Below are 24,856 nucleotides of genomic sequence, written 5' to 3' on the forward strand. Positions count from 1 at the left end.
TTAAGATGCAAAGGATATTACTTGCAGAGGATGAAGAAGTATTACGAATGCTTGTTGTAGATACACTTGAAGATGAAGGGTACATCATTGATGAAGCTTGTGATGGGGAAGAGGCTTATGATCTCATCAAACAAAATGACTATGATCTTATTCTTCTTGACTATATGATGCCTGTATACACGGGATTGGAATTAATTGAAATGATACGTAAAGATCAAATTCAAACAAAAATTATGATGCTCAGTGCAAAAAGTCAAGCATCTGATCAACAAAATGTATTGGAAGCTGGTGCTGATTTCTTTATGTCAAAACCTTTCAGCCCCATTCAGCTTGTTGAAAGAATTGAGGAGATTTTAGGTGAAGCTGAATAAATACTTAAAAACCAGTTTAGCAAGACAATTTAGTTTGTTGACCATTTCGATCATTCTAGCGTTTAGTTTTTTGCTGACAGGGTTATTGATTTATCAAAACAATATAACAAATGATTTTGAACAGACCAATGACCGACTGGAAAAGAAAGATGCGATTACCTCAGAGTTAGACTATTCATTCAATTTAGCTATCTCTGAAATGAGAGCATATTATGCCTTTGATGGTGGAGTATCTTACTTTAATAGTGTTATAAAACAAAAGGAAAACGTTAAGAAAAAGATTGATGAATTAGAGGGCGTGGTCGATAGCGAAGATGATGTATTATTTATTCAGCAGATTCAAGGCTTCTATAGTTATTATTTTGAAGATACGATGCCAAAATCAAAAGAATTTTACGATAATGGTCAAACGAGTGAAGTTATAAATATAGCGGTTGGTCAAAATGCATCGGAAATTATAAGGTCATATCAAGGAAATATAAAAGAGTACACCGGGAATCTGGATAAACAACTATCCACATTACATGATACTTATAGCAAAAATATATTCATCAGTCAGGTTGTATTTGGTAGTCTCCTCTTCCTATTAATATGTGCAATGGCTATTTTCACTAGAAAAATGCTTGTTAGTATCGGGAAGCCACTAAAAAAACTAGCACTTGCCGCCGGTGAAATTGCAGAGGGTAATCCAATTCTTTTTAATGACTCTACAAAACGTGAAGATGAACTTGGCCTCCTTTCCATTGCCTTCGAAAAGATGACAAAAAGTATTCAAGACAAAGAACAGGATTTAAGCGCACAAAATGAGGAATTGTTTGCTCAGCAGGATGAGTTACAAGCACAGCAAAATGAGCTTGAAGAAGCTTTAAAGACGACCCAGAAACGAGAACTTGACCTTAAACGACGTAATGATTTAGTCAATGGACTAGCAAACACACTTGATAAACAGAAAGTATTAAAAAGTATTGTAGAAACAATGTGTGAAGTAATTGGTGCTGATAAGGGATTAATTGTCCTATTAAGCCGTGGCCTGCCACATTCAAGCTTTGGAGTCTCAGAGGAGGGTGTAAGGCAATTTATCAATCACTTAGATTCCGGCTTAATGATTAGACTTGAGGAGAGAAAAGTGCCTTTTATCATTAAGCGTAAATGTGAAACTGAAGAGCAAGGTTTTCATACTCAAACATCCTACTGCTTTGATATTTATATGCCTGTTCTGTCCTCATCTGGATTAATGGAAGCTGTTATGGTGTATACAAGGTTAGATCAAGCGTTTACTGACGAGGAATTAGTCGAATTCAATGGCTTAAGTAAACAAATTGCCATCTCTTTAGATAAGATCCGAATCTTTGAATTATCTGAAGGGGAACGTCAATTGACCCAGGATATTTTAGATACGATTAATGAAGGTATTCAGTTAATTGATTCGAATGGTATTGTTTTGCAGGTTAACACAAAGATGTGTGACATTATTGAATCTCAAAGAGAAACAATGCTCCAAAACTCATATAAAAATTGGTTGGAAACATTATTGAAGAATGCCGATAATCGCCAGGAACTAAAAGCGTTTTTTGACCGAATTGTGCTTGAAGGAAAAACAGATCGTAAGTCATTTGTTTTTCATCAACAAAGTCCAACTATTAAAGTCATTCAAGTGTACTGTGAGCCACTTACACGTGACGGGGAAAAATTCGGAACGGTCGTAGTTTATCGTGATATTACAAAGGAATATGAAGTTGATGTCATGAAATCTGAGTTTGTAAGTACGGTGAGCCATGAATTGCGAACACCTCTAGCAAGTGTTCTAGGTTTTACTGAGTTAATGTTGAACAGAGAATTAAAACCTGAAAGACAAAAGAAATATCTAACAACAATTTACCAAGAAGCAAAACGACTAACTGTACTTATCAATGATTTTTTAGATGTTCAACGAATGGAAGCGGGAAAACAAACCTATGATAAAAAGTTCGATGATATTGTTCCGCTTATTTCTACTATCGTTGAAACACATCAAGTGAATTATCCGAGTCATTCAATTCAATATCATGTCCAAACCTCTAATACAATGGTTTTAGGTGATAAGGATAAAATCAGCCAGGTTTTTACAAACTTAATAAGTAATGCAATTAAGTATTCTCCAAATGGTGGAAATATTGTCATTACAGTATTTGAAGAAGATACGAAATTAAAAGTATCGATAAAAGATGAAGGCCTCGGAATACCGGAAGAAGCAATTGATAAATTATTCACCAAATTTTATCGAGTTGATAATTCTGATCGAAGAAGAATTGGTGGCACAGGCCTAGGTTTGGCAATCGTTAAAGAAATCATGAAGGCACATGATGGAGATGTACTTATTCAATCAGAACTTAAAAAAGGTAGTATCTTTACAGTGAGTTTCCCGTTAGTTATCGGAATAGGAGATCATGCAAAAGATAAACATGCAGTAACGTCACCGAAAGGAAAGGTGAATGTCATTATTGTCGAAGATGATAATAGCCTTGCAAATTTACTAAAAACAGAGCTGGAAGAAAGTAACTTTCATGTTAAAACTTTTAGTAATGGTGAAACTGCTTTGGAAGCAATAAAAGTAGAGAGACCGGATGCGATTGTTCTTGATATTATGTTGGAAGAAAAAGGACTGGATGGCTGGGATATTATTAAACAGTTAAAAAATATTGACGAATTAAAATCGATCCCAATTTTCATTTCTTCTGCATTGGATGAAAAGGAGAAGGGGTTAGCTTTAGGTGCAAATGAGTATTTGATCAAACCGTATCAGCCGAGTAAACTGTCAAAACTCATTCTTCAAACATTATTGAAAAAGGATTGGAGCGGTCAAATATTGATTCCTAGTGAAGAAAATAGTGAAGACCAGCGATAGATTCCTAACATGTTACTCCATAATGAATCTGTTTAAACTCCGTCTTTTAATGGTATATACTAGGAATAGATATCAAAGAGAGGTGTGGTTTAAATGATAGAGAAGTATACAATTGAGACTCATCAACGAGATGAAATGAAAGAAATAACACATATTGTCCAAGCTTTTGTCAATGAAAAGCAAATTCAAGATGGTCAGGTCCTCGTATATTGTCCACACACGACTGCTGGAATTACAATTAATGAAAATGCAGATCCGGATGTAAAAACGGATATGTTAAGAAGATTTGATGAAATGTATCCATGGAAAGTTGCGAAGGATCTCCATGCGGAAGGAAATACAGCCGCTCATATGAAGGCAAGCACGGTTGGAGCTTCCCAAACGATTATTGTTTCAGATGGGGAACTTTTACTGGGAACATGGCAAGGTGTCTATTTTTGTGAATTTGATGGACCGAGGCAACGGAATTTTCACCTCAAAGGTTGGTAGAAAACAAAAAATAGCATATTAAAAAAAGCATCGGATTTTACCGATGCTTTTTTTAAATATAATAATATTGAAATCCAATTTTCCCAACAATTGTCCTTGTATCAATAAATTGAGGAACCCGATTTCTGGAAAGTGAAAAACGGTAGAGATACAGATGGTCTAGTCTGGTTACCTGTGAAAGCAGAAAAGCGGATTCTGTCGGATATGGCTTGCGGCGCTTATTTAAAGATTCTATGATTCCATCAGCAGTCTTTATTCCAATACCATGTCCGAAGTATAAATCGTTTCCTAGATCTATCACATTTTCACCTTGCCAATGTGGAGTTTGCGGATTGAATTGCGGGTTATCGAAATATAAACAGTCCCCTGGAATATAATCATTTCCCCGCCGGGTAAAAAATGGCAAATCATTATCAGATTGCCAGTCACGTAGATATAAACCTTGATATATACGATTGAATTGAGCCACATCAATTGAGTCTAGTACAGCTTTATAAAAAATAATGACAATACTTGTTGCACATTCAAATCCGTATTCTCTACCATTTTGAAAAATATCTGAAATGGCAACGGAAGGGTCTACCCCTGGTCTTAATTTAAACCCGCCTTGTTCTGTTAACTGCCAAAACTGTTCATTACACCTCGCTCCCTCAAAGGTTGTGAACTTAGCTTTACTAGCTAATAATTGACGAGCGGCTTGGATGGTGGCATAACGCAGGTGTAGGGTGAATTCAAAATGCTGAATATCTAAAAAAGAATAATTCTCTTGATAGCGATTCATTTTGTCAATCATTTCATTTTTTTCTGGCTCAAAATCGGAGGATTTTAAAGTGTTTGCATCCACCACACGGTTACCTATAACAATCATGATGTCCCTCCTAAGGAAATTGTCATATTATATTGTATGGTGGTGCAATCGAAGATAGAAATAAAATACTGAATTCATACTTTAATACGTTTTTCTAAAATTACATAGGATTGTAGTTGGTATTTTTAGGAATTTCTGTTTCTCTAAAGTTGTCAGCAAGAATTTTCAAATTGCTTTGCAGCTCTTTTCCTGTCATCGGGAGACCATGTCCTGTTATAGTTGCTTCGGGTTGAAGAGCTTCTATTTTTTTAACTGATTGTTCTGCAGCTTCCCAATCTTGAGTAAAGTATGCCGGTGGACCATGCATTTCCTGTTTTTGTGTGATCACATCGTATAGAGATTCTTGCTCCACTGTTGTTATGGCATCTCCTGCGATTAAGAATTGATCACTGTCTCTAAATAAGGAAATATGTCCAGGTGTATGACCAGGAGTGTGAAGATAACGCCAATTTGGTAAACATGGAACACTGCCATCACCATTTAATAATTGTAAATGAGAGCCTATATCTATACTGTGTCTTGGAAATAACGGAGACATCTTTGCGACAAGTCCTTCTGCTTTAGGGTTTGGTGGTGGATAGTCACTTTTTCCATTTAAGTATGGTTGTTCCAAAGGGTGAGCATACACAGGAACATCCCATTTGTTGATTAATTCCTGCAATGCACCAACATGATCGAAATGGCCGTGAGTTAGTACGATCCCCAAAGGCTTGCAGTTTTCTCCAAATCTCTTTATAGCCTCTCCTATGATGACTTCTTCCGCCCCTGGCATACCTGCGTCAATTAATACAAATTCATTTGACTCCTTCGGGTTACCAAGAAAAACGACATTAACAATTTGAACAGAAAAGCAATAAACATCTGGCGCAACCTCTAAACCCATTCCACTTGTAATCGAAGTAAGGGGCATTTTATCCACATTATAACCTCCAGATTCTTATAATAATGTTAGTATTTCTTAAAATCCTCAGAGTATGACTTTGTTAAGGTATGGGATATTGGTTTTCTCCTATCTTATCTTGAACTATAATTAAGAAAAGAAAAATAAATTAAACAGGGAGACATTTAACATGTACATTGTGCATTCAACATTTCACGTCCCAGAAGAGAAAACGGAAGAAGTTATTACTATTTATCGAACAAGGTCAAAGTTAGTTGATGAATATAAAGGCTTTAAATCATTTCAGCTCTTGCAAAACGAAATAAAGCCAGGTGAGTTAACCGTTCAAATAATATGGGAAACAAAGCAGGACTATGTAAACTGGGTAACAAGTGATGCGTATAAAAAGGTACATGAGCTGGAGAAGAATTATCCGGATCAAGAATTGGCTGCTATTAAGCCGATTGTACAAAGGTTTAAAGTGGTGGCCGAATGAAAAAAGAAATCGTAGAAGAGATTATTGACGAAGTTGTTGAAGGAATTTATGTGTCTTTTCCCAGTTTAGCTGAAAAATACGGGGAGATTGGCAGAAAAAAATGTGTTGAGGACAATCATCATCATTTTAAGCATTTGGACACAGCCTTTTCACTAAATGAAGAAAAGATTTTTACTGACTATGCGCTTTGGCTTAATAATGTGTTAACATCACGGGGAATGAAAGAAGACCATTTAATTGATAATTTTGATCGGATAAGACAGGCATTACATACACATCAATCAGATGAGGCCGTGAAATATAAGCAATATTTACAATCTGCAATTGCAACACTTGAAAATGTGAAAGTAGAGAAGGGGGTGTAATCTCCTTCTTTTTTTCTGTAGAATTTTTTAGTTCTATTTGAATAAGATTATTTATTGACAAGTAGGTGGAGGCGTTTTATAGTTAAACACGTTAATAGTTAAATTGTTTAATTATTTTTTGGAGGCATGTTCCTAATGAACGATCAGTTGATACAAGATTTAATCAATAGGTATGTAGATGTAAGTTTCGCTGTGACCAAAAAAGCAGAGAATCTTATTAAAGAGAGCATTGGTGACACGATTACGAATGACCAGCATTATACACTTCGGTATATACATAAAGCTGGGACGTGTACTTCTACAGAGCTTTCTGAAGTTTTTGACGTAAAGAAAAGTGCAATTACGGCTATTATTAATCGTCTTACAGAAAAAGAATTGATTAAGAGAACACGTGATGAAAAGGATCGTCGTGTCATTTATCTAACCTTATCTGATAAGGGAAAAGACTTGTTTGAAAAAACAGAGGAAAAAATCCATAAGCTTGTGGAGTCCATTATCACGAGCTTTGATGAAAGGGAAATTGTTTCTTTTATTGAAACGTATGAAAAATTAAATACGCAATTAGATACGCTGAAAGATTGCAAAATGGAGGATTAACTGTGAGTACAATAATCAAAGGAAAATGGTTTGTTATTATTGGATGGATTGCAGTTGTTGTTGGTCTGTTTTTAGCAGCTCCTAACATGGGGAATCTTGTTAGTGAAAAGGGACAAATTAGTGTTCCTGACGGTTATTCATCATCTTTAGCTGACGAAATTTTAAATGAAGTGCAAAAGCAGGATAGCGTTGGTGATGAAATAACAGCGGCCCTTGTCTTTCATAATGAAAATAAACTAACAAATGATGAAATAAAAGAGGCAGAGAAAGCCATTGGTCTTTTAGAGGAAAACAAAGAATTAGATGTTGCTAGTATTCTCACTCATTTCAATGAAGAAGCATTAAAAGAACAGCTCGTGTCTGATGATGGCAAAACAATATTAGCTTCTGTTAGTATTAATCGAAATGAACGTGAAGGCAAGGAAATTTCAGATTTATTGTATGAGACAATTGAAGATGTGAAGGTTGATCACTATTACACAAGCGGATGGATGATTGACGAGGATGTCATGACAAGTTCACAAGAAGGTTTAAAGAAAACAGAGGGAATTACAGTTGTTTTTATTCTTGGTGTTTTATTATTAGTATTTAGATCTGTGATTGCACCGATTATTCCTTTAATTACGGTTGGTCTTACGTACTTAGCTTCACAATCAATTGTGGCTATCCTTGTGGATATTGTAAACTTTCCAATCTCAAACTTTACGCAAATTTTCTTAGTAGCTGTCTTGTTCGGAATTGGTACCGATTATTGTATATTACTACTAAGTCGCTTTAAAGAAGAACTCTCACATCGAGAGAGCACTGTAGAGGCCATTATTGAAACCTATCGTAATGCCGGGAGAACTGTGTTTTTTAGCGGTTTAGCCGTTATGATTGGTTTTGCAGCAATAGGTTTCTCACAATTTAAACTCTACCAATCTGCATCAGCTGTTGCAGTTGGGGTAGCTATCTTAATTATTGCATTGTTTACGGTTGTACCATTTTTTATGGCTGTATTAGGAAATAAAATATTCTGGCCTTCAAAAGGTACAATGGAGCATAAAGACAGTAAATTCTGGGAAATTGTCGGTAAGTTCTCGTTAGCAAGACCACTTATTGCATTATTAGTGGTAGCAGCTGTATGTGCGCCGTTCTTGATTACGTATGATGGAGAACTTTCTTATAATTCATTAGAAGAAATTGGCTCTGATGTGAACTCTATTAAAGCATTTAACGCAATTGCAGACAGCTTCGGTCCTGGTGAATCCATGCCAACACAGGTTGTGTTGAAAAATGATGAGGAAATGAATTCAACAGAATACATTGCTCTGGCAGAGATGATAAGCAATGAATTAGAAAAGGTTGATCTTGTCGATACCGTTCGTTCTGTTACAAGACCAACTGGTGAAAAAATAGAAGATTTCTATGTTTCAAAACAAGCAGAAACACTTGAAGAGGGTCTTGGAGAAGGAAACGAGGGAATCGGTAAAATTAGCGATGGACTCGCTGAAGCTGAAAGTGAGCTGTCAAGCTCATCACCACAGTTGAAAGAAGCAACAAATGGTATCAATGAGTTGATCACAGGAACAACGAAAATTAATTCCGGGATGACGGAAATTCAAACAAACCTAGCGAAAATTGAGGAAGGTATTCGTCAAGGATCTGCTGGATCAACTGAAATAAAAAAGGGCTTGGAAGAAGCAAAGGCAGGAGCTGAGGAGCTTCAAGCCGGAAGCGATCAATTGTTAGCCGGGTATAAGGAAGTTGAGAGTAACTTAAACACCATTTATGAGAATTATGGAGAAGTTGGAAAGGGTATTTCAGGTCTATCAGCTGCTTTATCTTCAATACAAGGGAAATTTGGAGATCTTGAAGCGAATGCAGCCTATCCTAATCTAGCAAATGATCCAAATTATTTAGCGATAAAAGGTACTGTTCTTGAAGCAAATAAACAATTACCTGTATTAGCAGGTACGATTGATCAACTAAACAATGGACTGAATGACCTTACGGATGGAGTGAATCTAGCAAACACAAACTTTGCCAAATTAGTTGAAGGGCAAAAAGAACTTTCCTCAGGGTTATCCCAACTAATTAAGGGAATAGAACAACAGCAAGCCGGTTTAAATCAGCTGGCTGATGGTCAAGGACAAATTGTGGATAATATTCCACAGCTAACAAATGGTCTTGCTGGTGTAACTAATGGTCAGCAACAGCTTTTAGACGGGTTCGGAGACCTTGATGGGCAAATGAACCAGCTAACGGACGGGCTAAGTCAAAGTGTTGATGGATTAAACCAAGTTTCAGACGGTTTAGGATCAGCTCAAGAGTATTTAGCAGATTTATCAAAATCAGATGATTCAGCAGGGTTTTATCTACCAGATGACGTTTTAGAAAGTGAAGACTTTGAGGAATCATTAAATACGTATATGTCTAATGATCGCAATGTGATGACATTTGATGTAATCTTCACAAGTAATCCTTATTCAAATGAAGCAATTAATCAAATGGATGAAGTGAATGCAGCAATTGAAAGAGCAACAAAAGATACAAAGCTGGAAAATGCCAAGGTTGCAATCGGTGGGATCACAAGTACAAATGCTGATCTAAATACGATGTCAAATAATGATTACTCACGTACAGTTGTGTTAATGTTAATTGGAATCTCTATTATTCTCGTATTCTTATTCCGTTCGATTATCATGCCGATTTATATAATAGGATCATTGATACTAACGTATTATACGGCAATGGGAATAAATGAAGTCATTTTTGTGAATATTCTCGGGTACACAGGGATTAGTTGGGCAGTTCCTTTCTTTGCATTCGTCATCCTTGTTGCGCTCGGAGTTGATTACAGTATCTTCTTAATGGACCGATTTAATGAATACAAAGATTTATCTGTAGGGCAAGCGATGTTAATGGCAATGAAGAAGATGGGAACAGTCATCATATCAGCTGTTATTATCCTGGGTGGTACTTTCGCAGCGATGATTCCATCTGGAATGCTTTCACTAATTCAAATTGCGGCCATTATCTTAACCGGTTTGTTCTTGTATGCTTTAATTGTGCTGCCATTATTCATTCCAGTTATGGTGAAAACATTTGGAGCAGCAAACTGGTGGCCTTTTAAACGGGCATGATGACACACCATTTTTTCGGCCTTGTTCTATGAAAAATATGTAGGATATTATCGAACTTTTGTGTATAAAAGGTTGTCCTAGTTCCTTGATTTAAACAATATTAAGTGTTAGAATTGAATTAATTATTTTTGTTCGGATAAGATTGAGAGATGGAAGTAGCTTTAAAAAGTGTTTTCCTCTTGATGAATCGTTGTCTAGCAAGAATAGTAATACAATGTGGACGTTAGATTCCACACAGGAGGAAAAACAATGCTACAAGGTAAAGTAAAATGGTTTAATTCAGAAAAAGGTTTCGGTTTCATCGAAGTTGAAGGTCAAGACGATGTATTCGTACACTTCTCTGCTATCCAAGGTGATGGTTTCAAAACTTTAGAAGAAGGCCAAACAGTTACTTTTGAAGTAGAGCAAGGTGCTCGTGGACCACAAGCTGCTAACGTTCAAAAATAAGCCTAACGCTGCACAAGCAGCTCTATAAAAGACTCCTTTCAGGAGTCTTTTTTTGTGTGCGACGGGCAGTCGTACCTTGTGCAGATATCTGCACTGAATGAGCTGTTAAAGGTTGGAGTAAGTTATTTCGATAACAACTGCTCCCGAATCCTGGAAGACTCATTTTCTCGAAGGTGAAAGTCCTTCCACTAGGGTGCTGATACAACTAGTGAAGACTAATCTATGGCATGGTCGTGAGGCTTTGTCTGATGGAGATGCGGTAAATCGAGAGAACCGCAGTCGGATGTGCAGACCCAAATGCAATAAGTGTGAAGCACGGCGGCAGGATAAGTTGGCGACCATCCGCAAATAATGGGAAGTCTACAATAATTGTAATGGCAGGTCAGAGAAATCAGCCGATCTGTCGTAGCTTATTCGGTGATGGTGCTGGGTATGTACAGAAGGAAAGTACGATAACCCCGTGAGATCTCTATCTCACCATAAGGGCAAGGCTTTATAAGGATAATCCGAAATGAGCCTTGTGGATAGAGAAGTCAGACGTTCTCATAGTACGGAAGTAGGTGATTGACTAAACAATCATCGAACGGAAGGGGAATGACCTTGTGGCTCTACACAACTAAAAGTGTGTAATGTCAACAGTAAACGATACTTCGGTATAAACGAACTGAAAGTACACATTGAAAGGTGTCGAATAAGAATGAATCAGATTTTGAAATTAAAATGGCATAGTGTCTATGGGCAAATTCTCTTTGATCGAAAGATCAAAACAGCTTGGGAGAATGTAAAAGTGAATAAGGGTGCAGGAGGAATAGATGAAGAAACGCTTGAAAGTTATGAGAAGAATCTAGAGGAGAACCTTGAAAATCTACTCATGAAACTAAGAGCGAAAGATTACGTACCCTCACCAGTGCGACGTGTTTATATTCCAAAAAAGAATGGGAAGAAACGCCCACTAGGTATCCCAACCATTGAAGATCGTATTGTTCAACAAGCATTACGTAATGTACTAGAACCTAAGTTTGAAAAGGACATTTTCCATAAATGGTCTTGTGGCTATCGTCCCAATGTGGGGGCGAAGCGTGTACTACAATTGATTATGTGGAATATCGAAAATGGCTACAACTATATTTATGATTGTGACATTAAAGGATTCTTTGACAATATTCCCCACAAGAAGCTATTGAAAGTGTTAAACAAGTACATTGCGGATGGAACCGTCCTTGATATGATTTGGAAATGGCTAAAAGCAGGATATATGGAAGAAGGTAAATACCATCAGGTAGATACTGGAACACCGCAAGGTGGAGTGATCTCGCCTTTACTCGCCAATATCTATTTAAATGAATTGGATTGGACTCTTGACCAATATGGGATAAAGTTCGTCCGCTACGCGGACGATTTCTTACTCTTTGCCAAGAGCAAGGAGGAAATAAAGAAGGCTGAAGAAGTGACAAAGGAAGTATTAAAAGAACTTGGGTTAGAAATCTCTGTGGAGAAGACTAAAATCGTTGATTTTAATAATGATGACTTTGACTTCCTGGGCTTTACTTTTGAGCATTGGAGAAAACGTAAGAAAGATGGGAAACCGTATTACATTACGAAACCTAAAGAGGAAACATGGAGTGACTTTCGCATTAAAATTAAACAACGAACAAGAAAGACTTTAACCTTAAGTAAAGAAAAGTGGCTTGAGAGAGTGAACTCTGTGATTCGAGGGAAAGTTAATTTCTATTTAACGATTTGGAAAGCAGTAGAAGAATTCAAAGAACATGGGCATAAACTAAACTGTTATTTCAATGTTTTTAAGAATGAACTACTCGCAATGGATTCTTACGTTCGAAGAAGGTTGAGAGTGGCCATGATTCATGACCACCCAAGCCAACGCAAGGGGTATGCCATGAATACGAAGTGGAACATAGAATATTTCACTAAGATTGGACTAGTACCTGCGTTTCAGTTGTATTTTGGAAAGCAATTTGGTCATACATTGGATGACTACATTCAATACATGAAAGAAAAGCAAAAGAAGAAACAACAAAAGCAAATTCAAAGAGCAAAGGAACGCGGGGAGGAATATTACACTCCTGAACGCGTTCGTAAAATGAACTATGCCAAGCGACTAGCAACATACTGATTAATTCAAACACATTGGTAAGCCGTATGTCTTAATAGGACACGTACGGTTTGATGAGGGGGTAGCCTTGAAAGAGGTTACCCTACTCTATTGCTTTATGAACGTAGGTCTTTTACAATTTCCCATAATTCGCACATATTTATCCCATACTTCTTCTTTATAGTAGAAAGCAGTCAGAGAAGTATATCAAAATATAGATTGAGGAGAATTAGATGATTGAAAAAATATTTGCAAGTAAAAAAACATTAGCCATTTTAGCCGTCCTAATAGTAGCAGCTATTGCTGTTTTTATCTTTTTATCAACCAAAAGCGAGGTTATCGCCAAGGTTGGAAGTGAATCACTGACAAAGGACGATTTATATACATTTTTTGTGGAACAAAATGGAGAAGCGGCATTAGATACGCTTATGACAAAAAATTTAATTAATCAAGAAGTAGAAAAAGAAAACATCAAAGTCACAGATAAAGAAATAGATGCTGAACTGCAGGAGTTGATCGACTCTTATGGCGGAGAAGAAACGTTTGAACAACAGTTAGCGGCAAGTGGGCTGACACAGGATGATATTAAAGAAGACATTGAAGTTAACCTGAAAATTGAAAAACTCATTGAGCCGCAAATTGACATTACAGAAGAAGAAATGCAAACATATTTTGATGAAAACAAAGATTCTTTTGCACAAGCAAAGCAGGTTAAGGCTAGTCACATCTTAGTTGAAGATGAAGATACTGCAAAAGAAGTAAAAGACAAGCTTGATAAAGGTGAGGATTTTGCTGAGTTAGCCAAAGAATATTCAACAGATACAGCATCAGCTGAATCAGGAGGAGATTTAGGTTTCTTCGGTGAAGGAGCAATGGTGGCAGAATTCGAGGAGGAGGCCTTCTCACTGAAAGTTGATGAAATAAGTGATCCTGTGAAAACGGAGCATGGCTATCATATTATTAAGGTAACAGAAATTCAGGAAGCTGCCGAAGCAAATTTTGAAAAGAGCAAAGAAGAAATTAGAGGAATTTTACTAGATGAGAAAATGGCAACAGAATATCCTACTTGGTTAGAGGAAAAACAAAAAGAGTATGACGTTAAGAACTATTTATCTGAAGATTAAAAAGAGCCCGGGTGGCTCTTTTTCTCTATATAAAGAGAAATGTACAAAATAAGATAGGGAGAATGATATAATATCATTAGAAATCTGAATTTTCTTATTTTGTTAATAGAGGGGAGAATGTTCATGAGTAACAGTACCGTAGAAAAAGGCTATTTTGGTGAGTTTGGTGGTAGTTTTGTTCCGGAGGATTTGAAAAATGTTTTAGCCATCCTAGACGAAAACTTTGAAAAATATAAAAAGGACCCTGAGTTTATCCAAGAATTTCAATACTATATGAAAGAATATATTGGGAGAGAAAATCCACTAACATATGCTGAAAATCTAACAAAGCAAGTAGGTGGAGCAAAAATTTATTTGAAACGTGAAGATTTAAACCATACAGGAGCACATAAAATTAACAATGCGATCGGACAAATTTTATTGGCGAAGCGGATGGGGGCAACGAGAATTATTGCCGAAACAGGTGCCGGACAGCATGGTGTTGCAACAGCCACCGCTTGTGCTATTGTCGGCGGAATGGATTGCACAATTTATATGGGGAAATTAGATACAGAAAGACAAGCATTAAATGTTTTTCGAATGGAGCTTTTAGGTGCAAAGGTAGTTTCAGTAGATAAGGGGCAAGGAAGATTAAAAGATGCGGTAGACGAAGCGCTTAATGATTTAGTTAAAAACTATGAAAATACCTTTTATCTTTTAGGTTCTGCTGTTGGTCCACATCCTTTTCCGACTATGGTTAAGCATTTTCAGTCTATCATTAGTGAAGAATCGAAAAAGCAAATAGTAGAAAAGGAAGGAAAGCTTCCAGCAGCAGTCATTGCATGTGCAGGTGGAGGAAGTAATGCAATCGGAGCATTTGCTCACTATATTGATGAGCAAGAAGTTCGATTAATTGGAGTGGAACCTGCTGAAGCTCCAACATTAACAGAAGGAACACCCGCTGTTATTCACGGTTTTAAATGCTTAACATTGCTTGACGAAAATGGTGAACCTAAACCTACCTATTCAATAGCTGCAGGACTGGATTACCCGGGAATTGGCCCTGAACATAGTTATTTGAAAACATCAAACAGAGCTGAGTATGTAACAGTTACAGGACAGGAAGCATTAGAGGCATTTCAAGTTTTATCAAAGGTAGAAGGTATTATTCCAGCACTTGAAAGCTCGCATGCCGTAGCTTATGCGATGAAGCTGGCAGGACAATTGGCAAAAGAAGACTCAATTATTGTCAATCTTTCAGGGCGTGGAGATAAAGATGTTGAACAAGTTTATAAGATGTTGCAGAATTAAAAATATAAGTGAAAAAGGATTCGAATCAATCGAATCCTTTTTCACTTATCCCCAATGTGTACCCCACTTTTTCATTTCTTTTATCATAGGATGAAGCGAATGCCCTTTTTCAGTTAATGTATATTCCACTGTAACCGGTACTGTTGCAAATGTTTCTCTAGTTAAAACCTGATGACTTTCTAAGTGACGAAGTGTATCTGTTAATGCCTTTGGGCTAATATTCGGAATGGCCCGCTGTAATTCACCAAAGCGTTTTGTGCCATCAAAAAGCTGTTTAATAACAAGAAAAGACCATTTTCCACCAATTATATTCAGTGCTTTTTCAATCGAACATTCGATATGTAAATCAGTAACTTTCTCCATAGTATCCCCCTTGTAGTTACTATAAAAAGTATAGTAGATTACTTACTTTTGATTATATCAATAAAATTTCAGTACTTGTATAAAATTTTCGAAGAATTTATAATTTACAAATGTAAACGATTTCTTTTTGCGGATATCATTTTAAAGGGGATGGGAGTCAAATGAAATATAGACGTTTAGGAAGATCAGGGCTTAAGGTTAGTGAGGTTAGCTTGGGAAGCTGGCTTACATATGGGGCTTCAACTGAAAATGATAAAGCAATCAAAACAATTGAAACGGCGTATGACTTGGGAATTAACTCTTTTGATACAGCTAATGTTTATGCAAAAGGAGAATCTGAAAAAGTAGTTGGTAAGGCTTTAAGCCAATATCGTCGAGATTCATACGTGTTAGCCACAAAGGTGTTTTGGCCAATGGGAGACGGACCAAATGATCGGGGATTATCAAGAAAGCATGTTTATGAGCAACTGCATGCCAGTTTAAAAAGATTAAATACCGATTATGTGGATATTTATTACTGTCACCGTTATGATCCTGAAACACCTGTAGATGAAACCTTAAGAACAATTGATGATTTAGTACGCCAAGGAAAAATTTTATATGCTGGTGTGAGTGAATGGACGGCACAACAAATTCAAGAAGCAATTGGAACTGCCGATAAATATTTATTGGATCGCATCGTCGTTAACCAACCTAATTATAGTATGTTACAACGGTATATTGAGGATGACGTTCTGCCGGTTAGTGAGCAACATGGGATTAGTCAAATTGTATTCTCTCCACTAGCTCAAGGTTTATTAACTGGGAAATATAGTGTTAGCAATCGAGCTCCAGAAGGAAGTCGTGCAACAGATCCGAAATCGAATATGCATATGAATAAACTTTTAACAGACGAGAACTTAACAAAGGTAGAAAAACTAAACGGGATTGCTAGTGAATTAGATATTAGTTTGTCACAATTAGCAATTGCATGGATTCTTCGTTTGCCGGGAATTGCGAGTACCCTGGTCGGAGCAACCAAGCCTGAACAAATCATAGAAAATGCGAAAGGATCTGAAGTAACATTATCACAGGATGTTCTTTCACAAATTGAAGAAATTTTAAAATAAGGGTGTGGATGAATGAAAAAAGTCGTTGTAACTGGTGGAAGTGGACTACTAGGATCATCTGTTATACAGGAATTTCTTGATAATGGATATGAAGTAGTCAATGCAGATAGAAAATATCCAACAAACCCTATATGTAAAACAATCTTGGTAGATTTGCAAAATTTAGGGGAAGTGTATGGAGTATTAGCTGGAGCTGATGCTGTTGTTCATTTAGCAGCAATTCCGGTTGCATACTCACATCCTAATGAAGTTACGTTTAAAAATAATGTGATGTCTACTTATAATGTTTTAGAAGCAGCCGGAACATTGGGAATTAAAAAAGCGGTAATTGCCTCAAGTGAGTCTTCATATGGCTTGGTGTTTCCATTAAAGGAGCTATCACCTCAATATGTGCCGCTTGATGAGGAACATCCACAATTACCAGAGGATAGCTACGGGTTATCCAAAATTGTTAACGAACAAACAGCAGATATGATTCATCGTAGAACAGGGCTTCAAGTTATTTCAATGAGACTTGGAAATATTATTGCCCCAAATATGTATAATAACTTTCCAAGTTTTATTCACGATCCTGAACAACGAAAAGTGATCATGTGGAGTTATATTGATACACGGGATGCTGCGGTCGCTTTCCGACTTGCTGTTGAAACAGATGGGCTGGGCTCAGTAGCTCTTAATATTGCAGCAGATGAAACGAGCGTTGATATCGAGAGTCATCAGTTAATGGAAACTGTTTATCCTCATGCAGAAATTAGAAGACCATTGCATGGTTATGAAACATTGTTTTCAAATGAAAAAGCTAAGAAACTATTAAATTGGCAGCCAAAGCATAGATGGCGGGACTATGTGAAGGTTGAGAAATAATGATAAGTTGGCCTAGCTTAATGCTAGGCTTTTTAGTGTTGTGCACGAAATATTTCGATCGATAGATTTGGAGTTAAAGTTGAAAGATTCCAAATCAAAGTTAAAAAATTTCACTTCATTATTGAGAGATTCTGGCTTTTTAACATGCTGTTCACTAGTACAAAGAAAAATAAAATTTGCTATCCTCTTTCGTTGTATATTAAACTGTGTAGAGACAATTTGTAGTGAGATCCAAAACACTACATGAAGAGAGGAATCGATGAATGTTACACGAATTTTCAATAAATGTACCTTTTAGCGAGATAAATGAAATAACTGATTTGCTAAATGCAGCAGGCATTTACAATCTATACTATGAATCACCGATTGAAATCATTAAGGTGCAAAATGGCTATGGATATGAAGAAAAAGAAGATCAGCATATTGAACTGAAAATTTATGCAAGTGATCAGGAAGTAGATCATCTACCTGAAGCATACTACCCGCTATTAACAGAAACTCTTTCTATTTCGAGAGATGACATTAGCTATAAAACATACGATGAAACAAATTGGGAGCAATCCTATGAATTTGAGGACATTGATTTAGGAAATGGATGGGTGATAAAGTATCCCGGCTCTGAAAAGGAATACAACGACAAGAATGTGCTGAAATTTGATCCACTGGCAGCATTCGGTACAGGCTTACATGAAACAACACAAGGCTGCTTGAGAATGGTACTAAACGAAGATCTTACAGGGAAAACAGTGCTGGATCTAGGGACAGGCTCTGGCATGCTTGCGATTGCAGCTTCATTAAAAGGAGCGGAGAAAGTTGTTGCAGTTGATTATGAAGAGGTTTCACGTGAACTATATCATAATGCTGAACTAAATAACTTAACAAATGACCTTCAAGTTGTACAAGCAGATTTAATTACTGGTGAATACGAGATAGATGAAACATATGATTTAATCTTAATTAATATCGGAGCCAATGAGACAATGAGCATTATTGAAAGGCATGATCTGCTTAAAAATAGTGATAACTTCTTTATCTCAGGTCTAGTGGAATGGCATCTTGATGAGTTAATAAGTGTTTTCGCTAAAGGTGGTTTCTCAATTAATGAAAAATCACAAACAAATGAATGGGTGTCGATTCATTTTAGAAGAGATTAATTTGCATAATAATAATAGAGAAAAGAGATTGGCTTAGGCCAATCTCTTTTGCTATTTACTTTAGCCCTTACTAGATACATAGCCCTTACTAGATACATAGCCCTTTTAAAGAAACATATTCTATTTAGAGCAGGAAAATAAAAATAAAATAAGAAATAATTAAACATACCAATCTGGAGGTAATTTGATGAGCCAAAGTCTATGTCACATGTTAAATATTGATTATCCAGTCATCCAAGCTGGTATGGCAGGTGGAGCGACAACTGTTGATCTTGTTGTAAGTGTTTCGGAAGCAGGAGCTTTGGGAACTTTAGGAGCCGCTTATATGAAGCCGGAAGAAATAAGAGCAGCAATTAAAAAGATAAAAGCAAAAACGACAAGACCATTTGCAGTCAATTTATTTTGTACATCGATGGTGGATGATTTTTCAAACTTGCAACAAGTAGAGACGGTGTTGGATGTATTTCGGGAGGATCTAAAGATTGGAAATAAGGTAGAGCAATACCAAACTGGAGATTATTTTGAAGAACAATTTCAAGTCTTATTAGATGAAGAGGTACCGATTATTAGCACAGCTTTTGGACTCATTCCAAAGGATAAAGTAGCGATTTTGAAAAAAAGAGACGTAAAAATTATTTCAATGGTGACAACTGTCCGCGAAGCATTACTTGCAGAAGAACATGGTGCAGATATTATCGTAGCTCAAGGAAGTGATGCAGGCGGACATCGCAGTACCTTTGATATGAAAGAACAACCAAATGGGGCTAATATCGGAACCTTTTCTCTCATCCCGCAAGTGGTTGATCATGTGAATGTACCTGTTATTGCAGCAGGAGGAATCATGGATGGGAGGGGAATGTTAGCAGCTATGGCACTTGGAGCACAAGGCATACAAATGGGTACACAATTTTTAACGAGTAAGGAATCAGGTATTCATTCTGCTTATAAAGCTGCATTATATGCCAGCACTGAAGAAAGTACAGTCTTAACAAAGAGCTTTTCCGGACGTCCGGCCAGAGGAATAAAGAACCATTTTGTAGAATCATTTGAAGAATCAGGGGTCTCTCCTTTACCATTTCCAAGTCAAAATACGATAACCTCCTCGATACGTAAAGCAGCTGCTGAACAGAGCAACCCAGACTATATGTCATTATGGTCCGGACAGGCTACCAGGCTGCTGAAAGAGAATAAGTCTGCAAAAGATATAATAGAAGAGGTAATGGAAGAATATCATCAAGCATTGAAAATGGTAAAAACAAATAATTTTTAAAAAATAATTAGAATATACTGTTCAATCTACAATTTTTTCATAAAACCTAGTTAAATAAACCATAGTAATTATGATATGATAGAGTATATTTCAATGTGTAAAGGAGTTAATTATGGAAAAAGTACTTGTTTTTGGTCACAAAAATCCTGATACAGATACAATCTGTTCTGCGATTGCATATGCTGAATTAAAAAATAAAATTGGACAAAATGCTGAACCTGTGCGTTTAGGTGAAGTAAGTGGAGAAACTCAATATGCACTTGATTTCTTCAAAAAGGATGCTCCACGTTTAGTAGAGAAAGTAGCAGGAGAAGCAAGCGGAGTTATTTTAGTTGACCATAATGAGCGTCAACAAAGTGCTGACGATATCGATGAAGTTCGTGTTCTTGAAGTTATCGACCATCACCGAATTGCAAATTTTGAAACAAGTGATCCTTTGTATTACCGTGCTGAACCAGTTGGTTGTACAGCAACAATTTTAAACAAGCTTTACAAAGAACATGGTGTAGAAATTGAAAAAGAAACAGCAGGATTAATGCTTTCAGCGATTATTTCTGACTCTTTATTATTCAAATCACCAACATGCACTCAAGAAGACATTGATGCAGCAAAAGAATTAGCAGAAATCGCTGGTGTTGATGCAAATGCTTATGGCTTAGACATGTTAAAAGCTGGTGCTGATTTAAGTGATAAATCAGTTGAGCAATTAATCTCATTAGATGCAAAAGAATTCCAAATGGGTTCAAGCAAAGTTGAAATTGCTCAAGTAAATGCTGTTGATACGAACGATGTTCTTGTACATAAAACAGACATTGAAGCAGCACTTAACAATGTTGTGTCAGAAAAAGGTTTAGACCTGTTCTTATTTGTTGTAACAGACATTTTAACAAACGATTCTGTTGCTGTTGCAATTGGTCAACAAGCAGCAAAAGTAGAGCAAGCATTCAATGTAACGTTAGACAACAATCAAGCAACACTAAAAGGTGTTGTTTCACGTAAAAAACAAATTGTTCCTGTTTTAACAGAAGCATTCAGTAAGTAGTGAAGGCAGAGCCACATTTCAAGTAACTTGGAATGTGGCTTTTTATCGAGAAAAACCTTAGGAGAATCACATGACAACCCCATGCTACGAGAAAAATTATCAAACTAATAAAGAGTTAAGAAAAAGCTTCAATGATTTAGCTGATTTAACATTTGGAATCAATTTTGAAAAATGGTATGAAAAGGGCTATTGGACAGAACGTTATGAGCCACACTCCTACATCATTGATGGAAAAGTGATAGCAAATGTATCGGTAAATAAGTTAGACCTTATTGTTCACAATAGCAGAAAAAAAGCAATTCAAATTGGAACTGTTATGACTCATCCGGACTATCGAAACAAAGGTCTTTCAAAAAAATTAATGAACAAAGTTTTGAAAGAATACGAGAATCATATTGATGTCTTTTACTTATATGCGAATGATTCTGTCTTAGATTATTATCCTAAGTTTGGCTTTCAAAAGGTAAACGAGCATATCTTTTCTATGCCTTTTCAGGGCAAAAGCCAACAGCAATCATTGAAATACCTAAATGGTCATGATGACAATGATCTTGCTTTTATTTATGATTTTGCAAAGAAAAGACAACCGAACTCTACTCTTTTCTCAACGAGTAACACCAATGAGTTACTTATGTTTTATAGCATATATGTATATCCCGAATCTATCGTTTACATAGAAGAAGAGGGTGTGATCGTTTTTTATCAAATTGATGGAGATACACTGTATTTAGCAGATGTAGTTAGTCACACAAAGTTTAACCTAAACTCCATTCTATCCAGGCTTGCAGATGAAAAGGTAGAAAAGGTGATTTTTGGTTATAATGAAAACTCATTGTCTTCAATAGAGACAACTCCATTGAAAAGCAGGGAAACCCTATTTTTAAAAATGAAAAATGAGATTGATATTCCAAAAGTATTTAAACATCCTGACTTATCACAGGCTTGAGGACATAGAGTGGATGCGATTATTATTGGAGCTTGTGTATCATGTAAATGAGTGATAAGGACAAAAGAGAAGAGAACGAAATACGAAATGCTCTTCATATTTAGGATGAAGGACAAAAGAGAAGAGAACGAAATACGAAATGCCCTTCATATTAAGGATGAAGGACAAAAGAGAAGAGAACGAAATACGAAATGTCCTTCATATCTAGGATGAAGGACAAAACAGAAGAGAACGAAATACGAAATGTCCTTCATATCTAGGATGAAGGACAAAACAGAAGAGAACGAAATACGAAATGTCCTTCATATTAAGGATGAAGGACAAAAGAGAAGAGAACGAAATACGAAATGTCCTTCATATTAAGGATAAAGGACAAAAGAGAAGAGAACGAAATACGAAATGTCCTTCATATTAAGGATGAAGGACAAAAGAGAAGAGAACGAAATACGAAATGTCCTTCATATCGAGGATGAAGGACAAAAGAGAAGAGAACGAAATACGAAATGCTCTTCATATCTAGGATGAAGGACAATATAGTAGAGAACAAAAATAGAAACGTCCTTCATACATTATGAAGGACGCATTTATTCATAACTAGAGTTTATACTTCTCTTTCAGTGATTCCGGGGCCATTCTAATCATCCAATCTATTACAAATGTTGCAACCACCACATCATCGATAATTCCTAAAAACGAAATAAAATCAGGAATTAGGTCAAATGGGAAGAAAGCATAGGTGAGGATGAGTAAAACTCCCAATATTTTTTTGTAAGATTCAACTTGGTTTGAGAAGAAAAACTCCTTTAAAAAAGGAATAAATCTCCAAAAGGTAATGATGAATTTTAGTCTCTTAAATCGTTTTATCAATGTTGTTCACCCCTCTATGGTTTGAGCGATAGGCTTTGGATACTAGTAACAAGACTTTGTTGAAATCTTGGGGGATTTAACACCTCTAAAGTAAGTGAGGTAACAAGCTTACTTTCGAAAACTGTTAACAGCACGATCCCGAAAAATAAAGATCGGATATGCTTATGTGTCAATGCAAATCATTTCTCCTTTTTTGTAAAAATATAAGAAGAAATTGATTCTACATCTTTCATCGTCCTTTCATATAAAAATCATTGAATTATATAACCTGAATAATATCTTGGTCTTTACTTTCTACACCTTCATTGAAGGTAAGTCTGGTTTTAAAACGATATGAAATATTTTCAGTTGAAGTTGGAATATCTTCCGGCAATTTAAAGGTGAATGATATTTTACTATCTTCTTCAGGGTTGATAAGCTTGGATGACAAGATCGTAGCTGTATCAATGACCTTCTCTATCTTCCTGTCTCTATCAATTAAAACAAGGTCACTATCAATTCTCTTTAATTGTTGTTCAATCGTTCCGCCTTTAAGATGAAAAAAGCCGCTAATCAATTCACCGCGCTTATATGTGTCTTTTGGTAGGATAAGATCGATCACTGCTGAACCAACACCTAAAAGGGACATATATTTCCTAAGTAACATTATTTATCTCCTCCAATGTATTCGCTTTGTTTAACATATTTTTGTTCAAGGCGTTTTTCAATTTTATCTAGTAGATCTTTATCTTTAAGAAACTCTTCTTTATTTTTCTTAATTAATTCTTCCATGGATAGTTTTTTTACCATAATAGTTATCTCCTTTTTATCGTTAACTTTAAGGGGTGTGCAAGGCGCGGACTGGACACCTAAATTAAGTGGAGACTTTTGTACTTTTCCCGCCATGTAACAAGAAAAAACCTTTACCGACACGGTAAAGGTTTAGAGAAAAACATAAAAGACCTTTACCGAATAGTAAAGGTCTTGCTAACAACGTTAAGGTTGCCAACGAAGCCGAGAGTTAATTACTCTGTAATGACGACTTTGTTGTAAAAGCTACTCCCCTTTAGGAGAACGACGTATTTGATTAAGATAATCATATAGTATTTATCAGTTATCGTCAATATGTTTTTATGTTAAAGATTTGTTAAGATATTAAGATCATCTGACTTTAATTGTTTGTAATGCTTCAATCATTTTTGGTGTAATGCCTTCGGATTCTTCTTTGTTTAAATAATGAATGGTGATACGGACCCAAACTCCATCTACTTTTTTCATCACAATATTCACTTGGGTTTTACTTGAAGTTCCTTGTAGGAAGAATTCAGCATTTCGATAGAATGGATGTGAACTTGTTTTTGTTGGATGTTCTGTTATTGTATAACCTTTCAAGTATGCTCTTGAATTTTCTTTTATTTCATTTATATTAGCATTTGCATCTAACACTTCAATTCTTGAGAAATAGTTACCGTTGTTGTCATAACTTAAAATAAACCGTCTTGGCTCTTCGGCAGCAAACGTAAGTCCTTTTTTCGGAGAAATGGTGATCATGATTTCATTTGCATCATAACTCGCAGGAATATGGGAAGATGTCCCAGCTTGAGCAACATTCAGAATTTGCCCAACTCTAATCAAATCTGAGGTTAAATAGTTTATCGTTTTTAGTTCTTCTACAGTTAAACCGTACCTGTTTGCAATATTGTATAAGGTGTCACCTTTTTTTACTGTAACTGTAGTAGGAATGATGAGCGTATCTCCTACATAAATTGTATTTGTTGAAAGTTTGTTTATAAATTTCAACTGTGACACAGTGGTTTTATACTTTTTTGCAAAACTGTAAAGTGTATCACCTTTCTTGACGGTAACTGTAGTAGGAATGTTTAATGTATTACCAGGATAAATGAGTGAGGAAGAGAGGTTGTTAAGTTGCTTTAATTGTGAAACGGTTAAATCGTTTTTATCAGCAATACGATAGAGTGTATCACCCTTTTTAATCGTATATTGTGTCGAGGCTTCTGCGCTGGAAATACCGAAAATTCCAGTTAATCCCAAGGTTAATGCTGCTAATTGAATAATCCCTTTTGATTTCTTCATGTCGTTCCCCCAATTATATAAATTATGCATACGGATGAGAAGAAGAGTGAGGTTAAATTTCGAGTTGTTTTGAAGATGCCGTACTTACTACATTAGACGAAATGACTGAACGTATCGTT

Annotated in this window: 24 protein-coding genes; 17 read left to right on the top strand and 7 right to left on the bottom strand. The window is 36.1% G+C overall.

Annotated elements, in window-relative coordinates:
* Positions 1–5 precede the first annotated feature (5 nt).
* The 3 genes from HWV59_RS24550 to HWV59_RS24560 all read left to right on the top strand — a co-directional run bounded on the left by HWV59_RS24550 (position 6) and on the right by HWV59_RS24560 (position 3,744).
* Positions 6–371: a response regulator transcription factor gene (locus HWV59_RS24550; RefSeq protein ID WP_175640606.1), complete on the top strand. Its 366-nt coding sequence runs from the start codon at positions 6–8 to the stop codon at positions 369–371.
* Entirely contained in the window at positions 358–3,255 is a 2,898-nt protein-coding gene (locus HWV59_RS24555; RefSeq protein ID WP_235991890.1) for an ATP-binding protein, read from the top strand. Before HWV59_RS24550 ends, HWV59_RS24555 begins: the two co-directional genes overlap by 14 nt.
* Before the next feature lie 93 nt (positions 3,256–3,348).
* Positions 3,349–3,744 (top strand): secondary thiamine-phosphate synthase enzyme YjbQ, encoded by a 396-nt coding sequence (locus tag HWV59_RS24560; RefSeq protein WP_175640607.1) that lies wholly within the window; start codon positions 3,349–3,351, stop codon positions 3,742–3,744.
* A gap of 52 nt (positions 3,745–3,796) precedes the next feature.
* Here HWV59_RS24560 and HWV59_RS24565 read toward each other — a convergent pair whose 3' ends face one another.
* Both HWV59_RS24565 and HWV59_RS24570 read right to left on the bottom strand, forming a co-directional pair.
* Positions 3,797–4,612: a protein-glutamine gamma-glutamyltransferase gene (locus HWV59_RS24565; protein ID WP_102228688.1), complete on the bottom strand. Its 816-nt coding sequence runs from the start codon at positions 4,610–4,612 to the stop codon at positions 3,797–3,799.
* 100 nt (positions 4,613–4,712) lie between these two features.
* On the bottom strand, positions 4,713–5,522 hold the full coding sequence (locus HWV59_RS24570) for an MBL fold metallo-hydrolase (RefSeq protein ID WP_102228836.1): 810 nt from the start codon (positions 5,520–5,522) through the stop codon (positions 4,713–4,715).
* Between the two features lie 160 nt (positions 5,523–5,682).
* Between HWV59_RS24570 and HWV59_RS24575 the strand changes: the two genes are divergently transcribed.
* From HWV59_RS24575 to trpB, 8 genes are all read left to right on the top strand, one after another.
* Complete coding sequence (locus HWV59_RS24575) at positions 5,683–5,988, top strand: antibiotic biosynthesis monooxygenase family protein (protein WP_102228689.1); 306 nt, start codon at positions 5,683–5,685, stop codon at positions 5,986–5,988.
* Entirely contained in the window at positions 5,985–6,353 is a 369-nt protein-coding gene (locus tag HWV59_RS24580; protein WP_102228690.1) for a globin family protein, read from the top strand. Before HWV59_RS24575 ends, HWV59_RS24580 begins: the two co-directional genes overlap by 4 nt.
* A 135-nt stretch (positions 6,354–6,488) precedes the next feature.
* A complete protein-coding gene (locus HWV59_RS24585; RefSeq protein WP_102228691.1) occupies positions 6,489–6,950 on the top strand; it encodes a MarR family winged helix-turn-helix transcriptional regulator in 462 nt (153 codons plus the stop codon).
* 2 nt (positions 6,951–6,952) lie between these two features.
* On the top strand, positions 6,953–10,075 hold the full coding sequence (locus HWV59_RS24590) for an MMPL family transporter (protein ID WP_175640608.1): 3,123 nt from the start codon (positions 6,953–6,955) through the stop codon (positions 10,073–10,075).
* A gap of 249 nt (positions 10,076–10,324) precedes the next feature.
* Complete coding sequence (locus HWV59_RS24595; RefSeq protein ID WP_026558957.1) at positions 10,325–10,522, top strand: cold-shock protein; 198 nt, start codon at positions 10,325–10,327, stop codon at positions 10,520–10,522.
* 697 nt (positions 10,523–11,219) lie between these two features.
* Positions 11,220–12,656 carry a group II intron reverse transcriptase/maturase gene (ltrA, locus tag HWV59_RS24600; RefSeq protein WP_175640609.1) on the top strand — a complete coding sequence of 479 codons (1,437 nt, stop codon included), beginning with the start codon at positions 11,220–11,222 and terminating at the stop codon, positions 12,654–12,656.
* 212 nt (positions 12,657–12,868) lie between these two features.
* The gene (locus HWV59_RS24605) at positions 12,869–13,759 is read left to right on the top strand and encodes a peptidylprolyl isomerase (protein WP_235991891.1); all 891 of its coding nucleotides are present in this window, start codon (positions 12,869–12,871) and stop codon (positions 13,757–13,759) included.
* Positions 13,760–13,882: 123 nt separating this feature from the next.
* Positions 13,883–15,049: a tryptophan synthase subunit beta gene (gene trpB, locus HWV59_RS24610; RefSeq protein WP_407941658.1), complete on the top strand. Its 1,167-nt coding sequence runs from the start codon at positions 13,883–13,885 to the stop codon at positions 15,047–15,049.
* Between the two features lie 45 nt (positions 15,050–15,094).
* Here trpB and HWV59_RS24615 read toward each other — a convergent pair whose 3' ends face one another.
* Positions 15,095–15,412 (bottom strand): winged helix-turn-helix transcriptional regulator, encoded by a 318-nt coding sequence (locus tag HWV59_RS24615; RefSeq protein ID WP_102228694.1) that lies wholly within the window; start codon positions 15,410–15,412, stop codon positions 15,095–15,097.
* 161 nt (positions 15,413–15,573) lie between these two features.
* Here HWV59_RS24615 and HWV59_RS24620 point away from each other — a divergent pair, with 161 nt between their 5' ends.
* From HWV59_RS24620 to HWV59_RS24645, 6 genes are all read left to right on the top strand, one after another.
* On the top strand, positions 15,574–16,521 hold the full coding sequence (locus HWV59_RS24620; protein ID WP_175640611.1) for an aldo/keto reductase family protein: 948 nt from the start codon (positions 15,574–15,576) through the stop codon (positions 16,519–16,521).
* A 12-nt stretch (positions 16,522–16,533) separates the two neighbouring features.
* Positions 16,534–17,385 (top strand): NAD-dependent epimerase/dehydratase family protein, encoded by an 852-nt coding sequence (locus HWV59_RS24625; RefSeq protein WP_175640612.1) that lies wholly within the window; start codon positions 16,534–16,536, stop codon positions 17,383–17,385.
* Positions 17,386–17,648: 263 nt separating this feature from the next.
* On the top strand, positions 17,649–18,539 hold the full coding sequence (locus HWV59_RS24630; protein ID WP_175640613.1) for a 50S ribosomal protein L11 methyltransferase: 891 nt from the start codon (positions 17,649–17,651) through the stop codon (positions 18,537–18,539).
* A gap of 187 nt (positions 18,540–18,726) precedes the next feature.
* Positions 18,727–19,809 (top strand): NAD(P)H-dependent flavin oxidoreductase, encoded by a 1,083-nt coding sequence (locus HWV59_RS24635; RefSeq protein ID WP_175640614.1) that lies wholly within the window; start codon positions 18,727–18,729, stop codon positions 19,807–19,809.
* Between the two features lie 112 nt (positions 19,810–19,921).
* Positions 19,922–20,851, top strand: coding sequence for a manganese-dependent inorganic pyrophosphatase (locus HWV59_RS24640; protein ID WP_175640615.1), 930 nt, complete (start codon positions 19,922–19,924; stop codon positions 20,849–20,851).
* 70 nt (positions 20,852–20,921) lie between these two features.
* Positions 20,922–21,797, top strand: a complete 876-nt coding sequence (locus HWV59_RS24645; protein WP_175640616.1) for a GNAT family N-acetyltransferase — start codon at positions 20,922–20,924, stop codon at positions 21,795–21,797.
* Between the two features lie 594 nt (positions 21,798–22,391).
* Here the strand turns inward: HWV59_RS24645 and HWV59_RS24650 are convergent.
* The 4 genes from HWV59_RS24650 to HWV59_RS24665 form a co-directional block, all read right to left on the bottom strand.
* On the bottom strand, positions 22,392–22,664 hold the full coding sequence (locus HWV59_RS24650) for a YkvA family protein (protein WP_328824383.1): 273 nt from the start codon (positions 22,662–22,664) through the stop codon (positions 22,392–22,394).
* A 259-nt stretch (positions 22,665–22,923) separates the two neighbouring features.
* Entirely contained in the window at positions 22,924–23,310 is a 387-nt protein-coding gene (locus HWV59_RS24655; RefSeq protein ID WP_102228701.1) for a sporulation protein, read from the bottom strand.
* Positions 23,310–23,453 carry an FbpB family small basic protein gene (locus HWV59_RS24660; RefSeq protein ID WP_102228702.1) on the bottom strand — a complete coding sequence of 48 codons (144 nt, stop codon included), beginning with the start codon at positions 23,451–23,453 and terminating at the stop codon, positions 23,310–23,312. The genes HWV59_RS24655 and HWV59_RS24660 overlap by 1 nt, the downstream gene beginning before the upstream one ends.
* A 351-nt stretch (positions 23,454–23,804) precedes the next feature.
* Complete coding sequence (locus tag HWV59_RS24665; protein ID WP_175640617.1) at positions 23,805–24,737, bottom strand: LysM peptidoglycan-binding domain-containing protein; 933 nt, start codon at positions 24,735–24,737, stop codon at positions 23,805–23,807.
* Between the last annotated feature and the right edge of the window lie 119 nt (positions 24,738–24,856).

Source organism: Metabacillus schmidteae (genome assembly GCF_903166545.1).
Classification (GTDB): Bacteria; Bacillota; Bacilli; order Bacillales; family Bacillaceae; genus Metabacillus; species Metabacillus schmidteae.

What these genes read in the sequence shown, in the direction of transcription:
- HWV59_RS24605 (WP_235991891.1), top strand. Translation starts at nt 12,869, where the DNA reads ATGATTGAAAAAATATTTGCAAGTAAAAAAACATTAGCCATTTTAGCC.
- trpB (WP_407941658.1), top strand. Translation starts at nt 13,883, where the DNA reads ATGAGTAACAGTACCGTAGAAAAAGGCTATTTTGGTGAGTTTGGTGGT.
- HWV59_RS24645 (WP_175640616.1), top strand. Translation starts at nt 20,922, where the DNA reads ATGACAACCCCATGCTACGAGAAAAATTATCAAACTAATAAAGAGTTA.
- HWV59_RS24630 (WP_175640613.1), top strand. Translation starts at nt 17,649, where the DNA reads ATGTTACACGAATTTTCAATAAATGTACCTTTTAGCGAGATAAATGAA.
- HWV59_RS24560 (WP_175640607.1), top strand. Translation starts at nt 3,349, where the DNA reads ATGATAGAGAAGTATACAATTGAGACTCATCAACGAGATGAAATGAAA.
- HWV59_RS24635 (WP_175640614.1), top strand. Translation starts at nt 18,727, where the DNA reads ATGAGCCAAAGTCTATGTCACATGTTAAATATTGATTATCCAGTCATC.
- HWV59_RS24640 (WP_175640615.1), top strand. Translation starts at nt 19,922, where the DNA reads ATGGAAAAAGTACTTGTTTTTGGTCACAAAAATCCTGATACAGATACA.
- HWV59_RS24585 (WP_102228691.1), top strand. Translation starts at nt 6,489, where the DNA reads ATGAACGATCAGTTGATACAAGATTTAATCAATAGGTATGTAGATGTA.
- HWV59_RS24580 (WP_102228690.1), top strand. Translation starts at nt 5,985, where the DNA reads ATGAAAAAAGAAATCGTAGAAGAGATTATTGACGAAGTTGTTGAAGGA.
- HWV59_RS24665 (WP_175640617.1), bottom strand. Translation starts at nt 24,737, where the DNA reads ATGAAGAAATCAAAAGGGATTATTCAATTAGCAGCATTAACCTTGGGA.
- HWV59_RS24620 (WP_175640611.1), top strand. Translation starts at nt 15,574, where the DNA reads ATGAAATATAGACGTTTAGGAAGATCAGGGCTTAAGGTTAGTGAGGTT.
- HWV59_RS24570 (WP_102228836.1), bottom strand. Translation starts at nt 5,522, where the DNA reads ATGCCCCTTACTTCGATTACAAGTGGAATGGGTTTAGAGGTTGCGCCA.
- HWV59_RS24660 (WP_102228702.1), bottom strand. Translation starts at nt 23,453, where the DNA reads ATGGTAAAAAAACTATCCATGGAAGAATTAATTAAGAAAAATAAAGAA.
- HWV59_RS24595 (WP_026558957.1), top strand. Translation starts at nt 10,325, where the DNA reads ATGCTACAAGGTAAAGTAAAATGGTTTAATTCAGAAAAAGGTTTCGGT.
- HWV59_RS24565 (WP_102228688.1), bottom strand. Translation starts at nt 4,612, where the DNA reads ATGATTGTTATAGGTAACCGTGTGGTGGATGCAAACACTTTAAAATCC.
- HWV59_RS24655 (WP_102228701.1), bottom strand. Translation starts at nt 23,310, where the DNA reads ATGTTACTTAGGAAATATATGTCCCTTTTAGGTGTTGGTTCAGCAGTG.
- HWV59_RS24625 (WP_175640612.1), top strand. Translation starts at nt 16,534, where the DNA reads ATGAAAAAAGTCGTTGTAACTGGTGGAAGTGGACTACTAGGATCATCT.
- ltrA (WP_175640609.1), top strand. Translation starts at nt 11,220, where the DNA reads ATGAATCAGATTTTGAAATTAAAATGGCATAGTGTCTATGGGCAAATT.
- HWV59_RS24615 (WP_102228694.1), bottom strand. Translation starts at nt 15,412, where the DNA reads ATGGAGAAAGTTACTGATTTACATATCGAATGTTCGATTGAAAAAGCA.
- HWV59_RS24575 (WP_102228689.1), top strand. Translation starts at nt 5,683, where the DNA reads ATGTACATTGTGCATTCAACATTTCACGTCCCAGAAGAGAAAACGGAA.
- HWV59_RS24550 (WP_175640606.1), top strand. Translation starts at nt 6, where the DNA reads ATGCAAAGGATATTACTTGCAGAGGATGAAGAAGTATTACGAATGCTT.